The following is a 26,764-nucleotide window of genomic DNA, read 5'->3' as shown; positions in this document are numbered from 1 at the left end:
GCCTCCCGGGCATGATCAACCTGATGATCAAGGCCTGCGACACGGACCTCGCGGCGCAGTCGCCCGGCTCGCTGGACAAACTGCTCTCGGGTGACATCCCGGCGCTGTCGCGGGTCATCACGCAGTTGCAGCGCGAGTCGCTGCCGCAGGATGTGCTCGACAAGATCACGGAGGCCGCCAAGTCGCGGACCGTGCCGGTCCTCGGCATCACCGGGACGGGTGGTTCCGGCAAGTCGTCGCTCACCGACGAGCTGATCCGCCGGTTCCGGCTGGACCAGGAGGACAAGCTCCGCATCGCGGTGCTCGCCGTCGACCCGTCGCGCCGCAAGGGCGGCGGAGCGCTGCTCGGCGACCGCATCCGGATGAACTGCCTCGACGGCAGCCCGGTCTACTTCCGGTCCCTCGCCACGCGGACCACCAGCGGCGAGATCCCCACCGGGCTTTCCGAGTCCATCCTCGCCTGCAAGGCGGCGGGCTTCGACCTCGTGATCGTCGAGACGCCCGGTATCGGCCAGGGCGACGCCGGCATCGTCGACTACGTGGACCAGTCGCTGTACGTCATGACGCCGGAGTTCGGCGCGGCGTCGCAGCTGGAGAAGATCGACATGCTCGACTTCGCCGACGCGGTGGCGATCAACAAGTTCGAGCGCCGCGGCGCCGAAGACGCCCGCCGCGACGTCGCGCGCCAGCTCGTGCGCAACCGCGAGGCGTTCAGCTCCTCGCCCGAGGACATGCCCGTCTACGGCACCAGCGCCGCGAAGTTCAACGACGACGGCGTCACCGCGCTCTACCAGCACCTGCGCGACACGCTCGCCGAACGCGGGCTGACCGTTTCGGCGGGTGTGCTGCCGCAGGTCGAAGGCAAGGTCTCCACCGACGCCAGCACGATCATCCCGGCCAACCGGACGCGCTATCTCGCGGAGATCTCCGAGACCGTCCGCGGTTACCACGCCAAGACCGAGCGGCAGGTCGCCGCGCTGCGCAAACGCGAGCACCTCGCCGCCGCCAAGGAGGCGCTGGCGGCCGTCGACGCGAGCACCGACGCGCTCGACGGCCTGCTCGCCGCCGCCGAGTCCGATGTGGACGGTGAAACGACGAATCTCCTGGCGCGCTTCCAGGAGCTGGCCGAGTCCTACCGTGCCGACGAGCTGGTCGTGAAGATCCGCGACAAGGAACTGCACACCCAGCTCTGGCGCGACACGCTGTCCGGCAACCGGATCCCGCGCGTGGCACTGCCGCGCTACACCGAATCCGGCGAGCTGCTGTCGTTCCTGCGCCGCGAGCACCTGCCCGGATACTTCCCTTACACCGCGGGCGTTTTCCCGTTCAAGCGCGAGGGCGAGGATCCGGCGCGGATGTTCGCCGGCGAGGGCGACCCGTTCCGGACCAACAAGCGGTTCAAGCTCCTCTCGGCCGATTCCGACGCGAAGCGCCTTTCGACCGCCTTCGACTCGGTGACGCTGTACGGGCACGACCCGCACACCCGCCCCGACATCTACGGCAAGGTCGGCACCTCGGGTGTCTCCATCGCGACGCTGGAGGACATGGAGGTGCTCTACGACGGTTTCGACCTGACCTCGCCGAGCACGTCGGTGTCGATGACGATCAACGGGCCCGCGCCGACGATCCTCGCGTTCTTCCTCAACACCGCGATCGACCAGCGGATGGCGGCGTTCAAGGCCGAGCACGGCCGCGAGCCGACCGAGACCGAGGCCGCCGAACTGCGCGAATGGGCGCTGCGCAACGTCCGCGGCACCGTGCAGGCGGACATCCTCAAGGAGGACCAGGGGCAGAACACCTGCATCTTCTCCACCGAGTTCAGCCTGCGCATGATGGCCGACATCCAGGAATGGTTCATCGAGCACGGCGTCCGGAACTTCTACTCGGTGTCGATCTCCGGCTATCACATCGCCGAGGCCGGGGCGAACCCGATCTCGCAGCTGGCGTTCACCCTGTCGAACGGTTTCACCTACGTCGAGAGCTACCTCGCGCGCGGGATGGACATCGACGACTTCGCGCCGAACCTGTCGTTCTTCTTCTCCAACGGCATGGACGCCGAGTACTCGGTGCTGGGCCGGGTCGCGCGCCGGATCTGGGCCGTCGCGATGCGGGAGCGCTACGGCGCCAACGAGCGCTCGCAGAAGCTCAAGTACCACGTGCAGACCTCCGGCCGCTCGCTGCACGCGCAGGAGATGAGCTTCAACGACATCCGCACCACGCTGCAGGCGCTGTGCGCGCTCTACGACAACGCGAACTCCTTGCACACCAACGCTTTCGACGAGGCGATCACCACGCCGTCGGAGAGCTCCGTGCGGCGCGCGATGGCCATCCAGATGATCATCAACAAGGAGTGGGGCCTGTCGAAGAACGAGAACCCGCTGCAGGGCTCGTTCATCATCGACGAGCTGACCGACCTGGTCGAAGAGGCCGTGCTGCTGGAATTCGACCGGATCTCCGAGCGCGGCGGTGTGCTGGGCGCGATGGAGACCGGCTACCAGCGCGGCAAGATCCAGGACGAGTCGATCCTGTACGAACGCCAGAAGCACGACGGCACGCTGCCGATCGTCGGCGTCAACACCTTCCGCAACCCGAACGGCGGCGAGAACGACGTCGAGGTGGAGCTCGCGCGGGCGACCGAGGACGAGAAGCGTTCGCAGCTGGAGCGGCTGGAGGACTTCCAGCGCCGCCACCACGCCGAGGCGCAGGTCGCGCTCAAGACGCTGCGCGAGGCCGCGACCCGCGGCGGCAACCTGTTCGGTGTCCTGATGGACGCGGCGCGGGTGTGCTCGCTCGGCCAGATCACCGAGGCGTTCTTCGAGGTGGGTGGGCAGTACCGCCGCAACGTCTAGCGGGCCGGGAATATCGCGGTGCGTGTCCGGGTAGTTGCTGGACATGGAGATCGGAATCGCCACCTTCATCACCGATGAGGGCATCAGGCCGGACGTCCTCGCCGCAGCCGCCGAAGAGCGCGGGTTCAGCTCGCTCCACATCGCGGAGCATTCGCACATCCCGGTGAGCCGGGAAACGCCGTACCCGGGCGGCGGCGAACTTCCGCGCGTGTACTACCGGACCCTGGATCCGTTCGTCGCGCTGACGGCGGCGGCCGGGGCCACGTCGACCCTGAAGCTGGGGACGGGCGTCGCGTTGCTTCAGCAGCGCGACGTCATCCACACGGCGAAAGAGGTCGCTTCGCTGGACTTGGTCTCGCGAGGCAGGTTCGTCTTCGGTGTCGGCGTCGGCTGGAACCGGGAGGAAATGCGCAATCACGGCACGGATCCGCGCACCCGCGGCGCGCTCGTCGACGAGCAACTCGCCGCGCTGAAGGAGATCTGGACGAAGGACGAGGCCGAATTCCACGGCGAGCACGTCGACTTCGACCCGATCTTCGCGTGGCCGAAGCCGGTGCAGAAGCCGCATCCGCCCATCTACATCGGCGGCGCGGGGCGGAAGGCGATGGAGCGGATCGCCAAGTACGGCGACGGCTGGCTGCCGCACGCGTACACCCCGCCGGAGGAGCTTCGCCGGGCGCGTCAGTGGCTGGCCGACCAGGGGCGCGAGGACGTCAAGTTCTCGGCCTTCGGCGCGACACCGGAAGAGGACGCGCTGGGCAGGCTCGTCGAGGGCGGCGTCGACGAGGCGACGCTCTTCCTGCCGACCGAGCCCGAAGCGGCGACACTGGACCGACTCGACCAGTTCGCGAAGGTCGCCGAGAGCTTTCGAAAGGGGCAGCAGGCGTGACTGAGGTTCAAATCGGCTTGGCCGCGGCGTTGGAGCAGTTCTCCCCGCGCGAGTCGATCCGGCTGGCCGCACTGGCCGAACAGCACGGGTTCTCCGGCCAGATGGCGGCCGATCACTTCCAGCCGTGGGTCCCTCAACAGGGTGAAGCGTCCTTCGTGTGGAGCGTGCTCGCGTCGCTGGCGGAGAACACCACGGGCGACCTCGGACCGGGCGTGACGTGCCCGTCGTTCCGGCTGCACCCGTCGATGGTCGCGCAGGCCGCGGCGACGCTGGAGGCGACCTATCCGGGCCGGACCTGGCTCGGTATCGGGTCCGGTGAAGCGCTCAACGAGCACATCATCGGCGGCTACTGGCCCGAAGCACCCGAGCGCGTCCGGCGGATGTTCGAGGCGCTGGAGGTCATCCGGAAGCTGTTCACCGGCAAGGACGTCAAGCACAGCGGCGAGTTCTTCAAACTGCACACGACCCGGCTGTGGACGCTGCCGGACGAGCCGCCGCCGATCTACATCGCGTCGGCGGGCCCGTACACCTCGCGCAAGACCGGCGAGCTCGCGGACGGGCTGATCACGCCGGGCGCGTCGATCGAGAAGCTGGCGGGGATCCTCGACAACTTCGGCACCGGCGCGCGCAAGGCCGGCAAGGACCCGGACTCGATGCCGAAGCTGCTGCAGGTGCACCTGTCGTGGGCCGAGGACGACGAGACGGCGTGGGCGAACGCGCTCGACCAGTGGCCCAACGGCGGCATGAAGTTCCCGAAGGCCGACATCCGCTCGCCGTTCGACTTCGCGCAGATGGCGAAACTGGTGCGGCGTGAGGACTTCGAGGGGCGCATGGTCGTCTCGTCCGATCCGGACGTGCACCGCGCGGCGCTGCAGAAGTACGTCGACGCGGGCTTCAACCGGATCTACATCCACAACGTGGGGCGGAACCAGGACGAGTTCATCGAGACCTTCGGGCGGGACGTACTGCCCAAGCTGACCGCCTGACGCGCGCTATGAAAGGTCCTTTCCTTGCAAATTTTGCCAGGAAAGGACCTTTCATGGCGTTCAGACGTTCTTGTCCAGCAGCAGGTGCACCGAAAGCTCCAGCCGGTTCGCGACGTCGGCCGCCGACGCGCGCCGCGTCACCCAGGCGACCAGGTTCGCCATCCAGACGTCGGCGATGACGTGGAAGATGTCGCGATCGGCCTCGGTCGGGTCCTCGATGCCCATGGCCTTGGCGAACATGTTCTCCATGAGCCGCCCGACCTGTTCGACCTCGGCGGCCGCGGTCGTGTCGGCGAACATGAACGCGCGGACCATCGCCTCGGTCAGGTGCGGGTCCCGCTGCATCAGCCGGGTGTTGCGGCCGAGGACGAACATCAGCCGCTCGCTCGGGGTGTCGCCGGGGATGGCGGCGCGGTCGAGCTTCTCCTGCGCGCGCTCGAATTCCCTGGCCAGCCCGGAAACCAGCAGGTGGATCTTCGAGGGGAAGTAGCGGTACAGCGTGCCGAGCGCGACGTCCGCCTTCTCGGCGACCGCGCGCATCTGGACGGCGTCGTACCCGCCCTTCGCGGCGAGCGTCAGGGTCGCGTCGATGATGCGGCGCCGCCGGTCGCGTTGGGCCGCGGAGCCGAGTTCCTCGCCGCCGAGCGCGGAGAGACCGTTGCCGCTTCGCGCTTTCGCGCTCGTGGGCGCCTTGGCCTTCCCTGGCATCGCCACGTCCCCCTTCGTCGGAACTTGTTCCACTTTCCTCACGTAGCGTACCTAAGCGGACGAACTGTTCAAGACGTGACCCACTGGGCAAGAAACTGTAACACGTTCTACACTCGCGGGTAGGTCCGGCGAGGAGGTCTCACCCGTGTCGATCGCGCTCACCGAAGAACAGGCGGCCCTGGCCGCGTCGATCCGCGCCTGGGCGGCCTCGGCTCGTCCCGTCGACGCCGTCCGAAGTGGCCGGATCGCCGAGCCGCCGTCAGGGCTGGCGGAACTCGGCCTGTTCGGCGTGGCGATTCCCGAAGACGTCGGCGGCGCCGGCGGCACGCTCGCCGATCTGGCCGCCGGGCTCGCCGAAGCCGCCGAAGCGCTCGTACCCGGCCCTGTCCTCGGGACGGTGCTGGGCGGGGCGTTGCTCGCGACGGTTCCCCAGACCGCCAAGGAGATCCTGCCCGGTCTCGCCGACGGGACCGAGCGGCTGGCGGTGGTGCTGGGCGGAGGTTTCCGCGTCGAGGATTCGGTCGTCGACGGTGAATCGGGAACGGCGCTCGACGTTCACCCGTCGGCGTGGACGCTCGTCGCCGACGGCGCAGTCTCCGCGCTCATCCCGCCCGGAGCGTCCGGAATGGACATTCGGCAGGAGGAGCCGTTCGATCTTTCACGGCCGGTCGGCCGGGTCCGGTGCGAGAAGGTGCGGTCCGAAGCGGTTTTCGAGGCGCTGCCGGTGGATGCCTACGCCGCCACGCTCGGTGCCGCCGAAGCCGCGGGGATCGCCCGATGGTGTCTCCGGACCGCTGTCGACTACGCGAAGGTCCGGGAGCAGTTCGGCCGCCCCATCGGGTCGTTCCAGGCGATCAAGCATCTGTGCGCGGAAATGCTGTGCCGGGCCGAAGCCACCGACGCGCTCGCGTGGGACGCGGCGAGGGCGGCCGAAGACCCCGCGCAGCACGCCCTCGCGGCCGCGACTGCCGCGGCGTACGCGCTCGACGCGGCCGTGGCCAACGCGAAGGACTGTATCCAGGTCCTCGGCGGCATCGGATTCACCTGGGAGCATGACGCGCACTTCTACCTGCGCCGCGCTGTAGCCCTGCGGCAGTGGCTCGGCGGTTCCGCCCGCTGGCGCCGTCGCGCGGCCGAACTCGCGCTGCGCGGTGACCGCCGGACGCTGAGCGTCGACGTCGGCGAGGACGCCGAACTCCGTGACCTGGTCGGCGGAATCGCCGCCCTGCCCGAGCCGGAACGCCGGGTCGCGCTGGCCGACTCGGGACTGCTGGCCCCGCATTGGCCTGCTCCGTACGGCAGGGGCGCGACGGCCGCCGAGCAACTGCGGATCGACGCCGCGCTCGACGGTGCGGGGGTCCGCCGCCCGGATCTGGTCATCGGCGGCTGGGCCGTGCCGACGTTGCTGGAACACGGCTCCCCGGCGCAGCGAGAACGGTTCGCCGTACCCACGCTGCGTGGCGAGATCACCTGGTGCCAGCTGTTCAGCGAGCCGGGAGCGGGTTCGGATCTCGCGTCGCTGCGCACGTCGGCCCGCCGCGCCGACGGCGGATGGCTGCTCAACGGCCAGAAGGTGTGGACCTCGCTCGCGCGCGAAGCCGACTGGGCGATCTGCCTGGCGCGCACCGATCCGGACGCGCCGAAACACCAGGGGATCACCTACTTCCTGGTCGACATGACCGCCGACGGGATCAGCACGCGGCCCCTGCGCGAGATCACCGGCGACGCCGTCTTCAACGAGGTGTTCCTCGACGACGTGTTCGTGCCGGACGAGATGGTGGTCGGGGAGGTCGACGGCGGCTGGCGGCTCGCGCGGACGACGCTGGCGAACGAACGGGTCGCGCTCGGGAGCGGTTCGGCGGTGGGGGAGGGCGTCGAGAACCTGCTCGCCACCCTGGGCGACGGCGCCGACCTGGAGGAACTCGGCGCGTTGATCGCGGACGGGAGCGCGTGTTCGGTGCTGGACCTGCGGGCGACGCTGCGGCGGCTCGACGGGCAGGACCCCGGCGCCGAGTCGAGTGTGCGCAAGCTGCTGGGGGTGCGGCACCGGCAGGCGGTGGCGGAGTTCGCGCTGGAGTCGCTCGGTGAGCGCGCCCTCGTGGACGGCGACCCGGCGCAGCACGAGTTCCTGCTGACCCGGTGCCTCAGTATCGCGGGCGGGACGACCCAGGTGCTGCTGTCGCTGACGGCCGAGCGGTTGCTGGGGCTTCCGCGGTCCTGAAAGTCCCTGTCACGCCCGTTCCGCGTGCTATGAACGGTCCGTTCCTTGCAAAATTTGCAAGGAACGGACCGTTCATAGCACCGCCGCCCGAGGGATGTCAGTCCGGTGCTCTAGCGTGCGAGCCGTGGAGTTCGGCACAGGAACCCAAGCCACCTTCGTCCCCTCGGATCCCCCGCGGGACGGAGTGCTGGCGCTGTGGGGAGACGGCGTAGCGGGTGACACCGCGATCGAACTCGTGCTGCCGGCGGGCAAGGTCTTCCGGCGCACGAAGGTCGACGCGGCACTCGTCCCGTTGTCACGCGCGATTCCGCGGCTGCTCACCGCGGAGGGCGAGCTGAGCCCGGCCATCGCCGCGTGGTCGGCCGTCGCCGAGGCCGGGGTGAACCTCATCGCCCGCGGCAGGCTGCTGCCCGCGGCCTCACCCGGTGGGGTGGATTCGTGGCGGGTCGGCCCGCTCGACGTCGCCGACGAGGAGATGATGCGCGGGCTCGCCGCCGCGCTGCCTCCCGAGGCGCACGCGCTGCCGTTGTCCGGGCTGAAACGGATCCGGCTGCATTCGCCGGAGTCGTTGATCCGCGCGCTCTGGGACGCGACGGCGGACGTGCTGGTCCGCACGCCCGCCGCGAGCGTCGCGGCGGGTGGTCCGGCGTTCGCGGCCGTCCAGCCGACGCTGGTCGGGCCGGACGGTGCCGCGTGGCTGGCGGAACTGAGCGCCCGGCAGGCCCAGGGCGCGCATCTCGTCCTGCGCATGGAGGTCCACGAACCCGAAGATCCCGAAGACGAGCCCACGTTCGAGGCCGTCCTCGCCGTGCGGAGCGCCGCCGACCCGAGCCTGATCGTCGAGGCGGCGACACTGTGGGACGCGCCGGAGGCGGTGCTGGAACGCATGGGTGAGCAGGTGGAGACGCAGCTGCTGCTCGGCCTGCGCCGGGGAGCCAGGGCGTGGGCGCCGCTCGGCCGCATGCTCCAGTCCGCCGCGCCGACAGGGCTGGTGCTGGACTACGACGAGGTCGTCGACCTGCTCACCCACGGGGACGCGGCGCTGGGCGGAGCCGGCATCGAGGTGCAGTGGCCGAAAGACCTCTTCGCGGGCGAGCTCAAGGCGAAGGCGAGCGCGACGCAGGCCCCGGGCAGCGTCACCGGGCCCGAGTTCACGCTCAAGAGCCTGCTGCGGTTCCGCTGGCGGATGAGTCTCGGCGACGAGGACCTCACCGACGCCGAGGTCACCGCGCTCGCCGAGGCGAAGCGGCCACTGGTGCGGCTGCGGGGCAAATGGGTCAAGGTCGACGCGCGCCTGATCGCCAAGGTGCGCGCCCACCGGGCGAAGAAGCTGTCGGGAGCCGAGGCACTGGCCGCGGCGCTCACCGGCGAGCTGGAGCTGGACGGCGAAAAGGTCGAGTTCACCGCCCCATCGGCGTTGACGGGGCTGCTCCAGCGGATCCGTGACAGCGCGGCGGAACCGATCGAGCAGCCCTCGGAACTGAAGGCCACCCTGCGGCCGTATCAGAAGGCCGGGCTCTCCTGGCTGGCGACGATGACCGGGCTCGGTCTCGGTGCCTGCCTCGCCGACGACATGGGGCTCGGCAAGACGATCCAGCTCATCTCCCTGCACCTGCACCGCCGCCCGCGCGGCGAGGGCCCGACGCTCGTCCTGTGCCCGACGTCGTTGCTGGGCAACTGGGAACGGGAGTTCGCCCGGTTCGCGCCGGACATCCCGGTGCGCCGGTTCCACGGCGGCGGACGGCATCTCGACGAGGTCGCGCCCGTCGAGGTCGTGCTCGCCACGTACGGTGTGCTTCGCCGCGATCGCGAGACACTGTCCGAAGTGGACTGGGGGATGATCGCGGCCGACGAGGCGCAGCACGTCAAGAACCCGCTTTCGGTCACCGCCAAGGAACTGCGGAAGATCCCGGCCGCCGCGAAGGTCGCGCTGACCGGGACGCCGATGGAGAACCGGCTCACCGAACTGTGGTCCATCATCGACTGGACGACGCCGGGCCTGCTCGGTTCGCTCGACGGGTTCCGCCGCAAGGTCGCGCGCCCGATCGAGCGGGACCGGGACACCGCGGCGACCGAACGGCTCGCCGCGACCGTCCGGCCGTTCCTGTTGCGCCGCAAGAAGACCGACCCGGACATCGCGCCCGAGCTCCCGCGCAAGACCGAGACCGACCGGTTCGTCCCGCTCACCGCCGAGCAGACGACACTGTACGAGGCCGTGGTCCGGGAAAACCTCGCGATGATCCGCGAACTGGACGGGGTGGCCCGGCGCGGGCAGGTGCTGAAACTGCTCACCGAGCTCAAGCAGATCTGCAACCACCCGGCGCAGTACCTCAAGGAACCCGGCGTGCTGCACGGCCGGTCCGGCAAGCTCGCCGCGTTCGAGGAACTGCTCGACGTCATCCTCGACGAGGGCGACAGCGTGCTCGTGTTCAGCCAATACGTCCAGTTGTGCCGCCTGCTGGAGAAACGCCTGGCCGAACGCGGGCTGCCGACGATGCTCCTGTCCGGGTCGAGCACGCCCAAGGTCCGGGAGGACATGGTCGCCCGGTTCCAGGCCGGCGAGGTCCCGGTGTTCCTGCTCTCGCTCAAGGCGGGCGGGGTCGGGCTCAACCTGACCAAGGCCACCCACGTGATCCACTACGACCGCTGGTGGAACCCGGCCGTCGAGGACCAGGCCACCGACCGCGCGTACCGGATCGGGCAGGACCGGCCGGTCCAGGTGCACCGGCTGATCGCCGAAGGCACGCTCGAGGAGCGCATCGCCAAGGTGCTGGAGACCAAACGCGGCCTGGCCGACGCGGTCATCGGCGCGGGCGAGGACTGGATCACCGAGCTCTCCGACGACGAACTGGCCGACCTGGTCCGGCTCGGGGGGACGTGATGCCCGGCGCGACAGGGCGGAAACGGCGCACCTTCGGCAACACGTGGTGGGGCAAGGCGTGGGTCGAGGCGCTGGAGGAGCGCGCCAAGCTCGATCCGAACCGCCTGCCGCGAGGGCGGACGTACGCGCGCAAAGGCACCGTCAGCAAGCTCGCGGTCGGCGCGGGCGAGGTGACGGCCTGGGTGCAGGGCAGCCGGGCGGTGCCGTACCGGGTGACCATCCACATGCGGGCGTTCACCGAGCCGCAATGGGAGAGCCTGCTCGGCATGGTCGGCTCACGGCTCGGGCACGTCGCCGCCCTCCTCGACGGCGAACTGCCCGGTGAGCTGGCCGAGGACGCGCGGACCGCCGGCGCGGACCTGCTGCCCGGCCCCGGCGATCTGCGCCCGAAGTGCTCCTGTCCGGACAGCGCGAACCCGTGCAAACACGTCGCCGCGGTGTACAGCCTGGTCGCGGACGAGGTCGACACCGATCCGTTCGTGCTGTTCCTGCTGCGCGGCAGGCCGAGGGAGGCCGTGCTCGCCGAACTGCGGTCCCGCCGCGCGCCCGCGAGCACGCCGGGCAAGCGGGTGCGCGCCCCCGCCGCGCCCGGAGTGGACCCGAAGCGGGCCTACACCCGGCGGATCGCCGCGCTGCCGCCGCGTCCGGCCGTCCCGAGCACGGTCGGGCCGCCCGCGGTCCTCGACGTCGACCCGCCGCACCGCACCGGCTGGAGCGGGGAGATGTTCGTCGAGCTGGCCGCCGACGCCGCCGCGAGGGCCTGGGAACTGCTGGTCATGGGGCCCGAGCGGGAAGCGGAGCTGTCGTTCGAGGAGGACCTCGCCCGTCGCGCGGCGGCGAGCGAACCGCACGTGGTTGCCGAACTCGCCGAAGCGGCCGGCGTGGCGGCGCGGGATCTTGTCCTGTGGGCGCAGGCCTGGCGTGAGGCGGGCCGGGGCGGGATGGCGGTGGTCCGGGAGGCGTGGCGTCCCGCGCAGGCGCCGCTCGCCCAGGCCAAGGCGGACCTGGCCGAGTCGGGGTTGCCTGGCGAGCCCAAGACCTGGCGGAACCGGATCACGCAGGGCGATCTGCAACTGCGCTACGGCCGTGACGAACGGTGGTACCGCTTCGTGCGCGACGGCGAAGGCTGGCGGGTCGACGGCCCGTCCTCTGCCCGGCCGATGGACGTGATCTACCCGCCCTAACCACTCACGACCACTGTTCCGAGCCGGTGGTTTCGCGTGATTGACCGGACGGCACCTGTGATCCGACGGACGACACATGTGACCAGATGGACGACACGCCTGCGGCGGAGCCTTCGCCGCGAGTCGTCCGTCCAGACACGCGTGTCGTCCATCTGATCACGTGTGTCGTCCAGCCAGTCACGCAAGACCGCCAGTAGGTATCCAGGACTAACCGTCCTTGCCACTCACGAGACGCGCCACACCACGCCGTTGGCACGCTCGCTCGCCCCCGCTGTCCGTGAAGGCCTCCTTGAGGGACCCAGAGTCCCTCAAGGAGGCCTTCACGGACCGGGACCGAGGTCGGGACACCGCTCACGCGGAGCTGGAGCGGCGCCGCCAGGTGCGGTAGCTCCACTCCAGGAACCGTTCCACCCCGCGCACCACATGGGCGCTGCGGATCGAGGGAAAGACGTCGAAGGCGTGCTGCGCGCCGGAGATCTCCGCGTACGCGACCTCGCGCTGGGACTTGTCCCGCAGGCGCCGCACGAATTCGCGCGCCTCGCCCACCGGCACCAGCGAGTCGTGGACGCCGTGGATGACGAAGAACGGCGGCGCGTCCTCGGTGATCCGGTCGAGCGGGGAGGCCGCGATGTAGTCGTCGAGGAAGTTCACCGGATCACGGTCCGCCTCGAAGACGTGCCGGGCGATGAGCGTCTTCAGCCGGGTCTGGCTGGAGCGCCGCCCGCTGGTCGCGGCGAAGTCGTACACGCCGTAGTGCGGGGCGCACGCCTGGATGCTCGTGTCGGCTTCGGTGAAGCCGGGCTGCAGCGCCGGGTCGTTGGCTGTCAGCGCGAGCAGTGCGGCGAGATGCCCGCCCGCGGATCCGCCTGTGACGGCGACGAAGGACGGGTCGCCGCCGTAGGTCTCCGCGTTGTCCCGGATCCAGGCCAGCGCGCGTTTCGCGGCGACGATGTGCGCGGGCCAGCGGGCGGCGGGGGAGAGCGGGTAGTTGATCGCGACGCAGATCCAGCCGCGTTTGGCCATGTGCAGCATCAGCGGCAGGCCCTGCTGGTCCTTGTTGCCGATCACCCAGGCGCCGCCGTGCACCTGGAGCAGGATCGGCGCGCCGGTGACCGGTTCCCGCGGGGCGTAGATGTCGAGCAGGAACCGTTTCCCGCCGGGCGCGTAGGCGACGTTGCGGGTCCGCCGCACCTCGGGGTCGCGCATGCGGAACGGCATCGCCAGCTGGCCCCACGGCGTCGCGAGGTCCGTCGGGCTCGGCGGGTGCTCGAGTTCGTCGGTGTACGCCTCGCCGATGCCTTCGGTCAGCGCCGTCTCGATCTCGTCGCGGGCCCGCTGGGACTGCGCGATCAGCGTGCCGAGCCCGGCCGCCGACGCCGCCGCGAGGGCGAGCCCCGTCTTGCTCGACGCCCCGCGGTGCCGGGCGACGTGCGCCGCCGCGTCGGCCGCGGTGAGCGCGAGCAGATGCGGGGCGAGTTCCCCGGTGAGCCAGCCCGCGAAGAACGCCGGGACCGCCGTGCGGGCGCCTCGCGGCGGCTTCAGCGCGTTCGCGGTGAGCGCGAGCTGGAGTGCCTGGCGGAGGACGAAACTCGGCTGCATGGCGACCGATCCTACCGCCGGGTGACCGCCTAGAACGGGTTGCAAAGTTCACTTAAGGTGATTCTCATGCAGAGATTGAGTGGTCTGGACGCGAGTTTTCTGTACCTGGAGACACCCGCCCAGGTACTGCACGTGTGCGGGCTGCTCACCTTGGACGGTTCGACCATGCCCGGCGGCTACGATTTCGAGCGCTTCAAGGAGAAACTGGCCGAACGGGTCGAGCTGATCCCGGCGTTCCGGCGCAAGCTGCACAATCCACTCTGGAATCCGGCGCATCCGGTCTGGGTGGAGGACGAGGACTTCGACCTCGAAGCCCACGTGCACCGCATCGGCGTACCCGCTCCCGGCGACCGGCGGGAACTGGCCGAACTCTGCGCCCACATCGCGGGACAACGGCTGGACCGCGCGCAGCCGCTCTGGCAGTTGTACGTCATCGAAGGCCTGGCGGACGGCGGGATCGCGGTCCTCCTGAAGATGCACCACGCCAGCGTCGACGGGGTCGGCGGCGCCAGCCTGATCGCCTCCCTCGCCGGGCTCGAACCGGACGCCCCGCCGCCGGAGATCGCGCGGGACGAACGCCGCAACGCGGACGTTCCCGGCAGACGAGCGCTGTTCGGCGCCGGGCTGACGTCGTTCGTGAAACGTCCGGTCGAGGTGGCGAAACTGCTCCCCGGCCTGCTCGAACTCGTGCCGAGATGGCTGGGTAAAGCGTTGCAGGGCAAGGGAATGCCGGTCCCGTTCACCGCGCCGCGGACGTCGTTCAACGGCACGATCACCGCGCACCGCAGCGTCGCCTACGCCTCGCTCGACCTCGAGGACGTCAAACGGGTCAAGAACGCCTTCGGGGTGACCGTCAACGACGTCGTCCTCGCCGTGGTCGCCGGTGCCCTGCGGCAGTTCCTGCGGGATCGCGGTGAACTGCCGGACGATCCGCTGGTGGCGACCGTTCCGGTGTCGGTGCACGGACGCACCGAGCGCGAGCACGGGATCAACAAGGTCTCGGCGTTCTTCGCGTCGCTGCCCACTCATCTGGAGGATCCCGCCGCGCGCGTGTTCATGCTCGCGGAGTCGAACCGGCTGTCCAAGGACCATCACCACGACATCGACGCGGACATGCTTCAGGACTGGGCGCAGTTCTCGGCGGCGACCATGTTCGGGCTCGCGGTCCGCGCGTATTCCGCGCTGCGCCTGGCCGAACGGCATCCGGTGGTGCACAACCTGGTGGTCTCCAACGTGCCGGGGCCGCCGATGCCGCTGTACCTGCTGGGCTGCCGGATCACCGGGCTGTACCCGCTCGGCCCGGTGTTCCACGGCGCCGGGCTCAACATCACCGTGCTGTCCAACGCGGGCAGGGTCGACGTCGGCCTGCTCGGCGCCCGCGAGCTCACCGGTGAGCTGTGGCCGCTCGCCGACCACTTCGCCGACGCGCTCGCGGAGTTGCTCGAGGCCACCTCCTAGATCCTCCCCCTTGCCGTCGCGGCTCCTTCCGGTTAAGACTAGAACAGGTTTCAATATTGTGCCCGTTCGCCCCGGTGAGGAGCCAGTGTGGACTTCCAGTTCGACGAGACGCAGACCGAGGTCACCGCGCTGGCCGCGCGTGTGCTCGGCAAGGAGCGTGAGTCCGCGGACGCGTGGCGCGCGCTGGCCGACGCCGGTTTGCTCGCCCTGGCGCTGCCCGCCGAACTCGGCGGCGACGGCCTCGGTGTCGCCGAAGTCGCCTTGGTGCTGACCGAACTCGGCCGCGTCGCCTCGACGGCGCCCGCGCTGGCGTCGCTGGCCTTCGGTGTCCTGCCGGTCACCACGCTCGGCGGGCCGGATCAGCGGTCGGCGCTGCTCCCGCCGGTCGCCGCGGGCGAATCCGTGCTCACCGCCGCGCTGCACGAACCTTCCGCGCCGTTCACCACCCGGCCCGCGACCGCCGCGGAGTCGGCCGGGGACTGGCGCCTGAGCGGGGTCAAGGTCGGTGTGCCGTTCGCGGCGGAGGCGACCCGGATCCTGACGCCCGCCTCGCTGCCCGGCGGCACCGGCGTCTTCCTCGTCGATCCGCACGCGGACGGCGTGACCCTGACGCCGACGAGAACCTCTTCCGGCACACCGGACTACACGATGACGCTGGATTCGGTGACCGTCACCGACGCCGACCTCCTCAACGGGCACGGCCCCGGCGAGTCGATCGCGACGCTGCACCGGTTCGCGCTCGCGGGTGCCGTGGCGTTCGGCGACGGGCTGCTCGCCGGCGCGCTCGCGCTGACCACGAAACACGTCGGCGAACGGGAACAGTTCGGGCGCCCCTTGGCGGCGTTCCAGGCGGTGGCGCAACAGATCGCGGACGTCTACGTCGCTTCGAGAACGGTCCAGCTGGCCGCGCGGTCGGCGGTCTGGCGGCTCGCGGCGGGGCTCGACGCCGACACGGAACTCGACATCGCGGCCTACTGGCTGGCGGAGGAGGCGCCCTCGGCGCTGGCCGTCTGCCATCACCTGCACGGCGGGATCGGCGTGGACGAAACGTATCCGCTGCACCGGTTCTCGTCGGCGGTCAAGGATCTGGGACGAACGCTCGGCGGCGCCTCGCATCGGCTGGCCGGTCTGGGCGAACTGGTGGCGGGGTGAACCGATGCTGATCGAACTGACCGCGGCGCAACACGAGTTGCGCTCCGAACTGCGAAAGTACTTCGCCGGGCTGGTGAGCCCGGAGGAGCGGCGCGCGATGCTGCGGGAGCGGCACGGGCCGGTGTACCGCGAGATCGTGCGCCGGATGGGCCGCGACGGCTGGTTGGGCGTCGGCTGGCCGGAACAGTACGGCGGCCGGGGTTTCGGCGAGATCGAGCAGCACATCTTCGTCGACGAGGCCGCCCGTGCCGACGTCCAGCTGCCGTCGGTGACCTTGCAGACCGTCGGGCCCACGTTGCAGGCGTTCGGCACCGATGAGCAGAAAGCCCTGTTCCTGCCCAAGATCCTCGCGGGTGAGGTGCATTTCGCCATCGGCTACACCGAACCCGAGGCGGGAACGGACCTGGCGGCGCTGCGCACGACGGCGGTGCGCGAAGGGGACGAGTACGTCGTCAACGGCCAGAAGATCTTCACCACCGGCGGGCACGACGCCGACTACATCTGGCTGGCCGTGCGCACCGATCCCGCCGCGCCCAGGCACAAGGGCATCTCGATCCTCATCATGGACACCCGTGACCCGGGCTACTCGTGGACGCCGATCATCACCTGCGACGGCGCCCACCATGTGAACGCCACCTACTATTCGGACGTCCGGGTGCCCGCGAACATGCTGGTGGGCAAGGAGAACGAGGGCTGGCGGCTGATCACCACGCAGCTGAACCACGAACGCGTCATGCTCGGCCCCGCCGGGCGGATCGGCGGTCTCCACGACCGCGTCCGCGAATGGGCGGCGGCGAGGAAGATCCCGGACGGGACGCCGCTGCTCCAGCTGCCCGACGTCCGGGCCGTCCTCGCGGAAACCCTGGCGACCGCCCGGATCAACGAACTGCTGAACTGGCAGGTCGCCGCGTCGTCCGCGACCGGGCCGGTGGCGGTGGCCGACGCGTCGGCCACCAAGATCGTCGGCTCCGAGCGGATCCAGGGGCTGACCAGGAAACTGGAGGAGATCGTGGCGCGACACGGCGATCAGGCCGACGCCGGAACCGCGGAACTGGCGCAGTGGCTGGACGTGGTGGCCAAACGCAATCTGGTGCTGACCTTCGGCGGCGGCGTCAGCGAGATCCAGCGCGAGCTGATCGCGACCGCCGGGCTCGGCCTGCCGAGGGTGCCGCGATGAGCATCCAGGAAGCGGCCGAACGCATCGCCGCGCGCGGGGAATCCGCGCCGAGGGCCGCACGTGACGCGGTCAATCAAGCGATGGTGAACAACTGGGTCGAAGCCATCGGCGACCGCAATCCCGTGTACGTCGACGAGGAGTTCGCCGCCACGAGTGTCCACAAGGGACTCGTCGCGCCGCCCGCGATGGCGCAGGTGTGGACGATGGGCGGGCTGCACTGGACGAGGGCGTCGGACGATCCGCTCGGCGCGATGATGGAGGTGCTCGACGAGGCCGGGTTCACCTCGGTCGTCGCGACGAACTCCGAACAGAACTACTTCCGGTACCTGCGCCACGGCGAACGCGTCGCCGCGACCGCGAAACTCGAAAGCGTCGTCGGGCCCAAACGCACCGCGCTGGGTGAAGGCTGGTTCGTCACGACGAAGACCACCTGGTACGTCGGCGACGAGGCCGTGGCGGACATGGTGTTCCGGGTGCTGAAATTCCGTCCGCCGGGCGCCGAGCCCGCCAAGACGGCCGCACCCGTGCTGCGGCCGGTGATCAGCAAGGACACCGAGTTCTTCTGGGCTGGACTGCGGGAAGGGGAACTGCGGATCCAGCGCTGGGGCGAAACCCTGCGGCATCCGCCCGGGCCCATGCCGCCGGACGGGGATTTCGACGCCAAGCCGGACTATGTCGTCGCGTGCGGACGCGGCACTGTCTACAGCTACGTGGTGCACCACCATCCGAAGGTTCCCGGCAAGGATCTGCCGTTCGTGGTCGCGCTCGTCGAACTGGAGGAGGGTGTCCGGGTGATGGGCGAGCTGCTCGACGCCGATCCCGAGACCGTCCACATCGGACTTCTGGTGGAAGCGGCCTTCGTGAAGATCGACGAGGAACTGACGTTGCCCGCTTGGAGGGTCGCGCGATGAAGGACTGTTCGGTCGGCACCGAGCTGCCGCCGCTCACGATCGAGGCCACCCCGACCTTCGTGGTGAGCACCGCGCTGGCGACGCGGGACTTCCAGGACGTCCACCACGATCGCGACGCCGCCGTCCAGCGCGGTTCGAAGGACATCTTCCTCAACATCCTCACCGACACCGGCCTGGTGCAACGGTTCGTGACCGACTGGGCGGGCCCGGAGGCGTTCGTGCGCTCGATCAAGATCCGGCTCGGCGTACCTTGCTACGCCTACGACACGCTGACCTTCACCGGCCGGGTCACGGAACGGGACGGCGACGACGTCGTGATCGCGGTGTCCGGTGTGGACAGTCTCGGGGAACATGTGGTGGGCACCGTGGCGATCACGTTGGGAGGCGAGTGATGACCCTCTCCGGACGGGCGGCCATCGCCGGGATCGGCGCGACGGAGTTCTCGAAGGACTCCGGGCGCAGTGAGCTGAGGCTGGCGGCGGAAGCGGTTTCGAGCGCGCTGAAGGACGCCGGGCTCACTCCGTCCGATGTGGACGGACTGGTGTCGTTCACCATGGACGGCAACAGCGAGATCGCCGTCGCCCGGGAACTCGGCATCCCGGAGCTCAAGTTCTTCAGCCGGATCCACTACGGCGGCGGGGCCGCGGCCGCGACCGTGCAGCAGGCCGCGATGGCCGTCGCGACCGGCGTCGCGGACGTCGTCGTCGCGTACCGGGCCTTCAACGAACGGTCCGGGATGCGGTTCGGGCAGGTGTCCTCGGCCGCGGCGGGGCAGGTGAACTCGTCCGGCGTCGACAACGCGTTCCACTACCCGATGGGCATCGCGACGCCGGCCGCGACCGTCGCCATGCTCGCCCGGCGCTACATGCACGAGTACGGCACGACGAGCGAGGACTTCGGCCGGGTGGCCGTCGTCGACCGCGCCCGCGCGGCGACCAACCCGAAGGCGTGGTTCTACGGCAAGCCGATCACGCTCGAAGACCATCAGGCCTCCCGCTGGGTCGCCGAACCGTTGCACCTGCTGGACTGCTGCCAGGAGAGCGACGGCGGGGTCGCTCTGGTCGTCGTCAGTGCCGAGCGGGCGCGCGACCTGCCGCACCGGCCCACCGTGATCGCGGCGGCTGCGCAGGGGAGCGGGCCGGACCAGTACGTGATGACCAGCTACTACCGCGACGATCTGCCGGCGCTGCCCGAAATGGGTGTCGTCGGACGGCAGTTGTGGGAGCAGTCCGGGCTGGGCCCCGGCGACATGGACCTCGCGGTGCTGTACGACCACTTCACCCCGTATGTCCTGATGCAGCTGGAAGAACTCGGCTTCTGCGGGAAGGGCGAGGCCAAGGACTTCATCGGCGGCGGCACCCTGGAACTGGACGGGAAGCTCCCGCTCAACCCGCACGGCGGGCAGCTGGGGGAGGCCTACATCCACGGGATGAACGGGATCGCCGAAGGTGTCCGGCAGCTCCGGGGCGACGCCGTCAACCAGGTGGACGGGGCCGCGCGTGTGCTGGTGACCGCCGGCACCGGCGTACCTACGAGCGGACTGGTCCTGACCGCGGGTTGAGATCACCTCAATGCCCGATGGTGTACTAGAGCGGTACCTGCCACGGTGAAGGGGTTACCGGCCGGGAGGTGCCATGTCTGGACCAATCGTCGTCGCGTGGACCCTCACCGCGGTGTTCGCCGCGCTCGTACTGCCCTGCGTGCTGAGACTCGTCCGGCTGGACTACGGCAGGCAGGGCGCGGCGGTCCGCAACGGCGACCTGGCCGAACTACTGCTCGTCGTCGCCATGGTCGCGATGCTGTCCCCGGTCGGCGGCCCGATCCCGGCGGCGGGCTGGCAGGCGGTGCTGGCGCTGACCGCGGGCTGGTTCGCCGTCTCGTGGTGGAAGGGGCGCCGCTCCGGGCACACGTCGTGCGGGCATCACGCGGTCTCCGCCGTCGCGATGCTGTTCATGGTGACGTTCATGCCGCACAGCGACGTGACCCACGGGCCGTGGCTGGTGATGTCCGGCCCCGGCGGCACTTCCGCGCTGTGGCTTTCGCTGATCTTCGGCGCTGTCGCCGCGTATTTCGCGGCGGACGCCGTGCGCGCCGGGGTGCTGGCGGCGCGGGGCGCCTCGGCCTCCGGTCAGACGTCGCGGCGGGTGTGCCGGGTGATCATGGGGCTCGGCATGGGCTACATGCTGCTGGGCGCGGCGGTCTAGGAGCAGGAGCCGTCGTGCGTGTTGCGAAAGCCACTTTCGCAACACTCAACGTTGCGAAAGTGGCTTTCGCAACGGCCGTGGGAAGCCGGTGCTGAAGTGCCGGTTCAAGGGGATAAGTGGTGTGCCGGGCTGGAAGACATGTCGCGAAAGCCACTTTCGAGACATCTAAGGTCGCGAAAGTGGCTTTCGCGACCTTGCCGGGCGGCGGTCTAGGAGGCGAGCGGCACGCGCCGCACGACACCGGCCTCCGCGGCACCCGCGTCCGGCAAGCCGCCGGCCGGGTTCTCCGCGGCCCACTTGCGGGCGTCCGCGATGTCCTTGTTGAGCGCGACGATCAGCGCCTCCGAAGACGGGTACGCCTCCTGCTCGCGCAGGTGGTGGCCCAGCCACACGGTCAGCACCTCGCCGTAGAGGTCGCCGCTGAAGTCCAGCAGATGGGCCTCGACGAGCCGGTAGCCGTCCGCGCCGTAGTAGGTCGGGCGCCTGCCGACCGAGACCGCGGCCGCGATCCGGGTGCCGTCGGCGCGTTCGGCCCAGCCCGCCCACACTCCGTCGCCGACCTGGCCGTCTTGGTCGCGCAGCGCGATGTTGGCGGTGGGGAAGCCCAGCTCCCTGCCCCGCTGGTCGCCCTTCTCCACCTGGCCACGGACCACGAAGTACTCCGTCGTCATGCCGCTCCCGTCGCTGCCGTCACGAGAGCCATGAATACCATGCCTCGCGGCCGGGGTCGACCGCCGTTCACGCCGCGAGAGTGTCCACTGTGTACTCGGTCACGTCGTGACGACGCGATACCCGAGGTCGAGTTCCGTCCGGCCGAGCAACCCGACGTGGTGCCGGTGCCAGTGCCCGTCCGCGAGGTCGGCGCGCAGCCGCTCGACCGCCGTCGCGACGACGTTCTGGTCCAGCAGGGCCACCCCGGACATCCCCGCGCGCACGCGCTCGGACAGATACGCCTCCGGCCTGCGCCAATACGCGCCGAGGAATCCGTCGACGCAGTCCGACGGCACCGGCAGCGGTGCCACCGTGGGCGCCGCACCCGCCTCGGTCAGTTCTTCGACGACACGGTCGAGACAGGCCAGCCTGCTCTCGTGTTCGGCGATCTCCGGCAGGTAGTCCCGCACCAGCCAGAACCGCGCGAACACCGCCTGGTCCCAGGTCACGATCACCTGGCGGCGGGAGACGCGCCGCAACTCGGCCAGCCCGGCGGTCACGTCCGTCCAGTGATGCACGGTGAGCACCGCCAAGGCGACGTCGAAGGCGCCGTCGGCGAAGGGCAGCCCTTCCGCGCACGCCTGGACGGCGGGCGCCGCCGTGGCGGGACGCTGCGCGATCATCCGCCGGGACGGTTCGACGGCCACCACGTCGCGATCTTCCGGCTCGTAGGAACCGGCTCCGGCCCCGACGTTGACCACCGAGCGCGCGTCGCCGAGGGCCGCGGTGATGGGCGCGGCGACGCGGGGGTCCGGCCGTCTCGATCGCGCGTAGTCCCGGCCGAGTTCGGCATACGGGTCCGAGATCAAGGGGCGCACCCGGCCGAGTCTAGCCAGGAGCGCTACCTGCGGGAACGATGATTCAGTCTGTCGTGGTCAAGAAAGTGTCGGAAAGGACGGGCGCGTCGTCCCGGTCCGGCGCCGTGGTCGCGATCAGCAGCCCGGCGGGCTCGCGCCAGACCCGGGTCCGCAGCGGTTCGCCGGGGAAGACGACGCCGGCGAACTTGGCCGAGAACGACCCGACGCGGGCGGTGTCGCCGTCGAGGCACGCGTCGGTGACCGCCTTCGCGACGACGCCGTAGGTGCACAGGCCGTGCAGGATCGGCCTGTCGAACCCGGCCGCCGCGGCGAACGCGGGGTCGGCGTGCAGGGGGTTGCGGTCCCCGCAGAGCCGGTAGAGCAGTGCCTGTTGCGGCAGCGTCGGGGTGTCGATGACGGCGTCCGGCTCCCGCGACGGGGGCTCGGCCCGGTCGGACGGGCCGCGTTCGCCGCCGAAACCTCCTTCGCCACGGGCGAAGATGCTCGATCGCAGTGTCCACAGTGGAGCGCCGTCCGAATCGGTGGCGACCGTCTCGTTCACGATCACGGCCGCCTTGCCCTTGTCGAAGACGTCGACGATCCGCGTCCGCGCCACGGCCTTCCCCGAGACCGGGATCGGCCGGTGCGCGATCACCTCCTGCTTGCCGTGCAGTACTTTCCCGAGGTCGACCTCGACGCCGGGGAACGAGACCGCGGGCGGCTCGAACACGCGCAGGTTCGCCGCGACGGTGGCGAACGTCGGCAGCACCTGGAGGCCGTCCTCGTAGGTGTAGCGCAGTTCGCGCGGGCTCATCGGGTCCGCGCCGGCGCCCAGCGCCAGGTGGTAGAGCTGCACGTCCGACGCGGTCCAGGCGAAACTCACCTCGCCGAGGTCGGCGCCGATCGCGACCGAAGGATCGATGGGCACGGGGGAACTCCTACTCGTAGGTGACGGTGACCTCGTCGGTCAGCGGCAGGGACTGGCACGCCAGCACGATGCCTTCGGCGATGTCGTCGCCGTCGAGGACCTCGTTGTTCAGCATCTTCACCTCGCCGGAGACGACCCGGCAGGCACACGCGCTGCACTGGCCCTCGCGGCACGAGTACGGCGCGTCGAAACCCTTTTCCAGCAACAGGTCCAGCAGCTTCGTCCGGCGCGGCCAGGCGAGGTTCCTGGTCTCGCCGTCGAGGGTGACCTCGACCGACGCCGGGGTCTCGGCCTCTTCGACGGCGACGGGCTCGGCCACCTCGAACGGGTTCCCGCCCAGCGACAGGAACCGCTCCAGGTGGATCCGCTTGCGCGGCAGCCCGAGCTCCTTGAGCACCGCGCGCGCCGCGTCCATGAACGGGCCGGGTCCGCAGATGAACGCCTCGTGCGCGGTGTACGGCGTCACCAGCGCGCGCAGGTGAGCTTCCGTCGGCAGCCCCTGGAGACTCTCCAGCCAGTGCACGACGACCAGCCGGTCGGAGTACCGGGCGGCGAGATCCGCCAGCTCCCTCGCGAAGATCACCGAGCTCTCGTCGCGATTGGCGTACAGGAGCACCACCTTGCCGGTGCCGTGCTCCAGCGCGGATTTGAGGATCGACATCACCGGCGTGATCCCGCTGCCGCCCGCGAGCAGCAGGAAGTCCTCGTCGAGCGACGCGGGACTGAACACCCCGGCCGGCGGGAGAACCTGGACCTCTTGCCCCGCCCGGAGGTTGTCGCACAGCCAGTTCGACCCGTAGCCGTCGGCGGTGCGTTTGACGGTGACCTGCACCCGGCCCTCGTGCGGCGCGCTGGAGAGCGAATAGCAGCGGGCCACCGAACCGGTCCGGTCGCTCGGCACCCGGACGGTGAGGAACTGCCCTGGGGCATAAGCGAAAGCGGAGGTGTGCTCGGCCGGGATCTCGAACACGATCGAGCGTGCGTCGGCCGTCTCGGTGATCACCTCTGCCACGGTCACGGTCACGGGGCCGCTCATTCGGGCACCTCCAGCAGGCCGTCCTTCAACGCGGCTTCGATGCTCTCGCTGAGATTGCCGCAGGTGTCGAGCAACGCGGTCTGCGCCCCGGACGCCTTCTGCTCGGCGAACACCGGGCAGCTCCGGGACGCGTCGCTCGTCCATTGGATGCTGGTGTGCTGCATGCTGTTCTTCTTGACCAGCACACAGGTCCCGCACGAGCGGCAGTTCAGCGGCCGCAGCCCGGCGGTGAGGAATTCGACGGTCTCGGGCTTCACACCCCGGCCTCTTCCGCCTGCTGCCGTGCCAGGTTCTCGGCCACCTCCGCCGCCCAGACCTCGTTGGCGCGGCTGGTGTCCACTTCGAACTCGAACCGCCGCGTCATGTCCTCGGTGACGTCGGCCGCGTCCACATAGAACTGGTCGTACCAGCGGCGCAGCTGGTACACCGGCCCGTCCTCCTCGCACAGCAACGGGTTGTCGATACGGGTCTTGTTGCGCCAGATCTCCACGTCCTGCAGGAACCCGACGCCGATGCCCTTGGCGAACTTGCCCGCGATCTTGTCCGCGTGCTCGTCCGAGACGCCCTCGAACTTCTTCACGCTCACGCCCCACTGCAGCACGAACGAGTTCTCGGTGACCGGGTAGTGACAGTTGATCAGCACGTTCTCGATCTCGAAACCCTGGTACGTGTTGAGCAGCTTGTTGATCATGTACGACGGGCCGAAGTACGACGCCTCGGACCGCAGCAGGTTCTCCTCGCCGCCGTAGTTCGACGCCATGCCCTTGTCCGGGCGGCCCTTCGTGTTCAGGTACTGCGTGGCGATGTGGCCCTCGAACACGTTCTTGAAGTAGGTCGGGAAGGCGTAGTGGATGTAGAAGAAATGCGCCATGTCGACCATGTTGTCGATGATCTCGCGGCAGTTGGAACCCTCGATGAGCACCGAGTCCCAGGTCCAGTTGCTCCACTCGCCGGTGAAGATGCCCTCGATCCGCGGGATGACGACGTCCTCGGGCGGCGGGTTGCCCTCTGGGTCGTGCCAGACGAACAGTTGCTTGTTCTCCTCCAGAACCTGCCACGACTTCGTGCGCGCCCGCAGCGGAACCCGTTTGGCGTAGGGGATCGACACGCATTTGCCGTTGCCGTTCCAGCGCCAGTCGTGGAACGGGCAGGCGATCTCGTCGCCCTTGACCTCGCCCTGGGTGAGGTCGCCGCCCATGTGGCGGCAGTACCCGTCGAGCACGTTCAGCCTGCCGGACGAATCGGCGAAGACCACCAGTTTCGTCCCGAACGCGGTGATGGCGTGCGGTTTCCCGTCGCGGAACGACTCGGCGAGGCCGAGACAGTGCCACCCGCGCGCGAACCGCGTGGGGGGTGCGCCCGCGTCGATCTGCCGTACGGATTCCGTCGTCATCGGCTGCCTCCCGCTTTGGTGTGATCTTGCTGCGCGAGGTGCTCGGCCGCAAGGTAGCCGAACACCATCGCCGGGCCGATCGTCGCGCCGGGGCCGGCGTAGGTGCGGCCCATCACCGCCGCGCTCGTGTTGCCGGCCGCGTAAAGCCCGTCGATGACCGACCCGTCCTCGCGCAGGACGCGCGCGTGCGGGTCGATCCTCAATCCGCCCTTGGTGCCCAGGTCGCCGGGCACGATCTTCACCGCGTAGTACGGCGCGACGTCCAGCGGGCCCAGGCTCGGGTTGGGTTTGTTCCGCGGGTCGCCGTAGTAGTGGTCGTAGGCGCTGCGCCCGCGGTGGAAGTCCTCGTCCACGCCGCTTTTCGCGAAGCCGTTGAACCGGCGCACGGTGTTCTCCAGCGCGTCGGCCGGGACCTCGATCCGCTCGGCGAGTTTCGCGATGGTGCTCGCTTTGACCGCGATGCCCGCTTTGAACCAGCGGCCGGGCAGCGGCTGGCGGGGCCCGAGGCCGGTGAACATGTACCGGTTGCGGTTGCGCTGGTCGAACACCAGCCAGGTCGGGATGTTCTCGCCGGGTCCGTCCCCGTCGCCGTACATCGCGTGCACGGCCTCGACGTAGGGCGCCGACTCGTTGACGAAGCGCTCGCCCCGCGCGTTGACCATCAGGCAGCCCGGCCGCGACCGCTCGGCGAGCGCGAACCACGGGCCGCCGGTGAGCGGGATGGACGGACCCCACCAGGCGTCGTCCATCAGGTCGACGGCCGCGCCGAGTTTGAGCCCGGCGTCGATGGCGTCACCGGTGTTGGCCTCCGCGCCGACGGTCCACTCCGTACCGATGGGCGCCCGCTGGTACTTGACCCGCATCTCCTCGTTGCGCTCGAACCCGCCCGCGCCGAGGACGACGCCGAGCCGCGCGCGGATCGTCTTGTCCTCACCCTCGTGGCGCACGACGACGCCGGTCACCCGGTCGCCTTCGATCTCCAGATCCACCAGGGGAGTGTTCAGCCAGACGGGGACTTCCGCCCGCCGGAGCCCCTCACGCAGCCCGGCCGCAAGCGCTTGCCCCATGGACAGCAGCCGCTGACGGCGGATCCGGCCCGCGAGCCACCGGCCGCCGAGGCTCAGCACGCGGAGGATCCCGCGCGGATGCCGGGCGAGCAGGCTCAGCCACCGGTAGTCCGCCTGGGTGATCGGCGCGCCCAGCGGGGGAGCGCTGTACGGCGGCTCCAGCTTCGCCAGTTCCGGGCCGAGCAGGTTGCCGTCGAGCGCGACCGGTTCGACCGAGCGTCCGCCGGCGCGCCCGCCGGGAGCCTCCGGGTGGTAGTCCGAGTAACCGCGGACCCAGCGGAAGCGCAACGGCGTGTGGTCGCAGACGAAGGACAGCACCTCGGGGCCGCGGTCGAGGAAGGCCGACCGGAGTTCGGCGGGGACCACGTCACCGACGATCGCTTCGAGGTATTCGCGCGCCCGCTCCGGGGGTTCGGAGATCCCGGCCGCCCGCAGCGCGTGGTTGCCGGGGATCCAGACGCCGCCGCCGGAGCGCGCGGTGGAGCCGCCGAAGTGGGCGGCCTTCTCCACGACCAGGACCTCGAGTCCCCGGTGGGCTGCGGACAGTGCGGCGGTCATCCCGGCGGCACCGGTGCCCGCCACGATCACGTCGAACTCCATACGCCCCTCACCT

General features: G+C 70.0%; 22 protein-coding genes. 13 read left to right on the top strand and 9 right to left on the bottom strand.

Going from position 1 to position 26,764, the window contains the following annotated elements; translation table 11 throughout:
* From icmF to DMC61_RS08115, 3 genes are all read left to right on the top strand, one after another.
* Window positions 1-2,849, top strand: a 2,849-nt coding sequence (gene icmF, locus DMC61_RS08125; protein WP_125688037.1) for a fused isobutyryl-CoA mutase/GTPase IcmF, incomplete at its 5' end; no start/stop codon positions are given.
* Window positions 2,850-2,892: 43 nt separating this feature from the next.
* On the top strand, window positions 2,893-3,738 hold the full coding sequence (locus DMC61_RS08120; protein WP_016332833.1) for an LLM class F420-dependent oxidoreductase: 846 nt from the start codon (window positions 2,893-2,895) through the stop codon (window positions 3,736-3,738).
* Window positions 3,735-4,724 carry a TIGR03557 family F420-dependent LLM class oxidoreductase gene (locus DMC61_RS08115; RefSeq protein WP_007033688.1) on the top strand — a complete coding sequence of 330 codons (990 nt, stop codon included), beginning with the start codon at window positions 3,735-3,737 and terminating at the stop codon, window positions 4,722-4,724. Before DMC61_RS08120 ends, DMC61_RS08115 begins: the two co-directional genes overlap by 4 nt.
* A gap of 60 nt (window positions 4,725-4,784) precedes the next feature.
* On the opposite strand, the gene kstR is transcribed toward DMC61_RS08115, so the two are convergent.
* A complete protein-coding gene (gene kstR / locus DMC61_RS08110; RefSeq protein ID WP_038523880.1) occupies window positions 4,785-5,432 on the bottom strand; it encodes a cholesterol catabolism transcriptional regulator KstR in 648 nt (215 codons plus the stop codon).
* 145 nt (window positions 5,433-5,577) lie between these two features.
* Here kstR and DMC61_RS08105 point away from each other — a divergent pair, with 145 nt between their 5' ends.
* The 3 genes from DMC61_RS08105 (at window position 5,578) to DMC61_RS08095 (ending at window position 11,718) form a co-directional block, all read left to right on the top strand.
* Window positions 5,578-7,653: an acyl-CoA dehydrogenase gene (locus DMC61_RS08105; RefSeq protein WP_125688035.1), complete on the top strand. Its 2,076-nt coding sequence runs from the start codon at window positions 5,578-5,580 to the stop codon at window positions 7,651-7,653.
* Window positions 7,654-7,768: 115 nt separating this feature from the next.
* Window positions 7,769-10,534 carry a DEAD/DEAH box helicase gene (locus tag DMC61_RS08100; protein ID WP_199749928.1) on the top strand — a complete coding sequence of 922 codons (2,766 nt, stop codon included), beginning with the start codon at window positions 7,769-7,771 and terminating at the stop codon, window positions 10,532-10,534.
* The gene (locus DMC61_RS08095; protein ID WP_125688031.1) at window positions 10,534-11,718 is read left to right on the top strand and encodes an SWIM zinc finger family protein; all 1,185 of its coding nucleotides are present in this window, start codon (window positions 10,534-10,536) and stop codon (window positions 11,716-11,718) included. The genes DMC61_RS08100 and DMC61_RS08095 overlap by 1 nt, the downstream gene beginning before the upstream one ends.
* 351 nt (window positions 11,719-12,069) lie before the next feature.
* Here the strand turns inward: DMC61_RS08095 and DMC61_RS08090 are convergent, their stop codons facing one another.
* Window positions 12,070-13,317 carry an alpha/beta hydrolase gene (locus DMC61_RS08090; RefSeq protein WP_125688029.1) on the bottom strand — a complete coding sequence of 416 codons (1,248 nt, stop codon included), beginning with the start codon at window positions 13,315-13,317 and terminating at the stop codon, window positions 12,070-12,072.
* A 66-nt stretch (window positions 13,318-13,383) separates the two neighbouring features.
* On the opposite strand from DMC61_RS08090, the gene DMC61_RS08085 reads away from it, so the two are divergent.
* From DMC61_RS08085 to DMC61_RS08055, 7 genes are all read left to right on the top strand, one after another.
* On the top strand, window positions 13,384-14,775 hold the full coding sequence (locus DMC61_RS08085; protein ID WP_125688027.1) for a wax ester/triacylglycerol synthase family O-acyltransferase: 1,392 nt from the start codon (window positions 13,384-13,386) through the stop codon (window positions 14,773-14,775).
* An 87-nt stretch (window positions 14,776-14,862) separates the two neighbouring features.
* Complete coding sequence (locus DMC61_RS08080; protein WP_125688025.1) at window positions 14,863-15,927, top strand: acyl-CoA dehydrogenase family protein; 1,065 nt, start codon at window positions 14,863-14,865, stop codon at window positions 15,925-15,927.
* 4 nt (window positions 15,928-15,931) lie between these two features.
* Entirely contained in the window at window positions 15,932-17,104 is a 1,173-nt protein-coding gene (locus tag DMC61_RS08075) for an acyl-CoA dehydrogenase family protein (RefSeq protein WP_125688023.1), read from the top strand.
* Window positions 17,101-18,015 (top strand): bifunctional MaoC family dehydratase N-terminal/OB-fold nucleic acid binding domain-containing protein, encoded by a 915-nt coding sequence (locus tag DMC61_RS08070; protein ID WP_125688021.1) that lies wholly within the window; start codon window positions 17,101-17,103, stop codon window positions 18,013-18,015. The genes DMC61_RS08075 and DMC61_RS08070 overlap by 4 nt, the downstream gene beginning before the upstream one ends.
* On the top strand, window positions 18,012-18,407 hold the full coding sequence (locus DMC61_RS08065; protein WP_037343547.1) for a MaoC family dehydratase: 396 nt from the start codon (window positions 18,012-18,014) through the stop codon (window positions 18,405-18,407). Before DMC61_RS08070 ends, DMC61_RS08065 begins: the two co-directional genes overlap by 4 nt.
* Window positions 18,407-19,576, top strand: a complete 1,170-nt coding sequence (locus tag DMC61_RS08060; protein WP_125688019.1) for a lipid-transfer protein — start codon at window positions 18,407-18,409, stop codon at window positions 19,574-19,576. The genes DMC61_RS08065 and DMC61_RS08060 overlap by 1 nt, the downstream gene beginning before the upstream one ends.
* A 73-nt stretch (window positions 19,577-19,649) precedes the next feature.
* Window positions 19,650-20,219 carry a DUF5134 domain-containing protein gene (locus DMC61_RS08055; RefSeq protein ID WP_063271403.1) on the top strand — a complete coding sequence of 190 codons (570 nt, stop codon included), beginning with the start codon at window positions 19,650-19,652 and terminating at the stop codon, window positions 20,217-20,219.
* A 209-nt stretch (window positions 20,220-20,428) separates the two neighbouring features.
* Here the strand turns inward: DMC61_RS08055 and DMC61_RS08050 are convergent, their stop codons facing one another.
* The 7 genes from DMC61_RS08050 to kstD form a co-directional block, all read right to left on the bottom strand.
* Window positions 20,429-20,890 carry a riboflavin kinase gene (locus DMC61_RS08050; protein ID WP_125688017.1) on the bottom strand — a complete coding sequence of 154 codons (462 nt, stop codon included), beginning with the start codon at window positions 20,888-20,890 and terminating at the stop codon, window positions 20,429-20,431.
* Between the two features lie 99 nt (window positions 20,891-20,989).
* The gene (locus DMC61_RS08045) at window positions 20,990-21,739 is read right to left on the bottom strand and encodes a class I SAM-dependent methyltransferase (protein WP_125688153.1); all 750 of its coding nucleotides are present in this window, start codon (window positions 21,737-21,739) and stop codon (window positions 20,990-20,992) included.
* 52 nt (window positions 21,740-21,791) lie between these two features.
* Window positions 21,792-22,655, bottom strand: a complete 864-nt coding sequence (locus tag DMC61_RS08040) for a MaoC/PaaZ C-terminal domain-containing protein (protein WP_125688015.1) — start codon at window positions 22,653-22,655, stop codon at window positions 21,792-21,794.
* A gap of 10 nt (window positions 22,656-22,665) precedes the next feature.
* The gene (locus DMC61_RS08035) at window positions 22,666-23,691 is read right to left on the bottom strand and encodes a ferredoxin--NADP reductase (RefSeq protein ID WP_125688013.1); all 1,026 of its coding nucleotides are present in this window, start codon (window positions 23,689-23,691) and stop codon (window positions 22,666-22,668) included.
* Window positions 23,688-23,948: a hypothetical protein gene (locus tag DMC61_RS08030; RefSeq protein WP_016332851.1), complete on the bottom strand. Its 261-nt coding sequence runs from the start codon at window positions 23,946-23,948 to the stop codon at window positions 23,688-23,690. The genes DMC61_RS08035 and DMC61_RS08030 overlap by 4 nt, the downstream gene beginning before the upstream one ends.
* Window positions 23,945-25,084, bottom strand: a complete 1,140-nt coding sequence (locus DMC61_RS08025) for a Rieske 2Fe-2S domain-containing protein (RefSeq protein ID WP_125688011.1) — start codon at window positions 25,082-25,084, stop codon at window positions 23,945-23,947. Before DMC61_RS08025 ends, DMC61_RS08030 begins: the two co-directional genes overlap by 4 nt.
* A complete protein-coding gene (kstD, locus tag DMC61_RS08020) occupies window positions 25,081-26,751 on the bottom strand; it encodes a 3-oxosteroid 1-dehydrogenase (protein WP_125688009.1) in 1,671 nt (556 codons plus the stop codon). The genes DMC61_RS08025 and kstD overlap by 4 nt, the downstream gene beginning before the upstream one ends.
* Between the last annotated feature and the right edge of the window lie 13 nt (window positions 26,752-26,764).

The sequence above is a fragment of the Amycolatopsis sp. WAC 04169 genome (genome assembly GCF_003947535.1).
Classification (GTDB): Bacteria; Actinomycetota; Actinomycetes; order Mycobacteriales; family Pseudonocardiaceae; genus Amycolatopsis; species Amycolatopsis keratiniphila.
The sequence above is the reverse complement of the archived record's forward strand: the minus strand, read 5'-3'. Positions and strand labels throughout refer to the sequence as shown.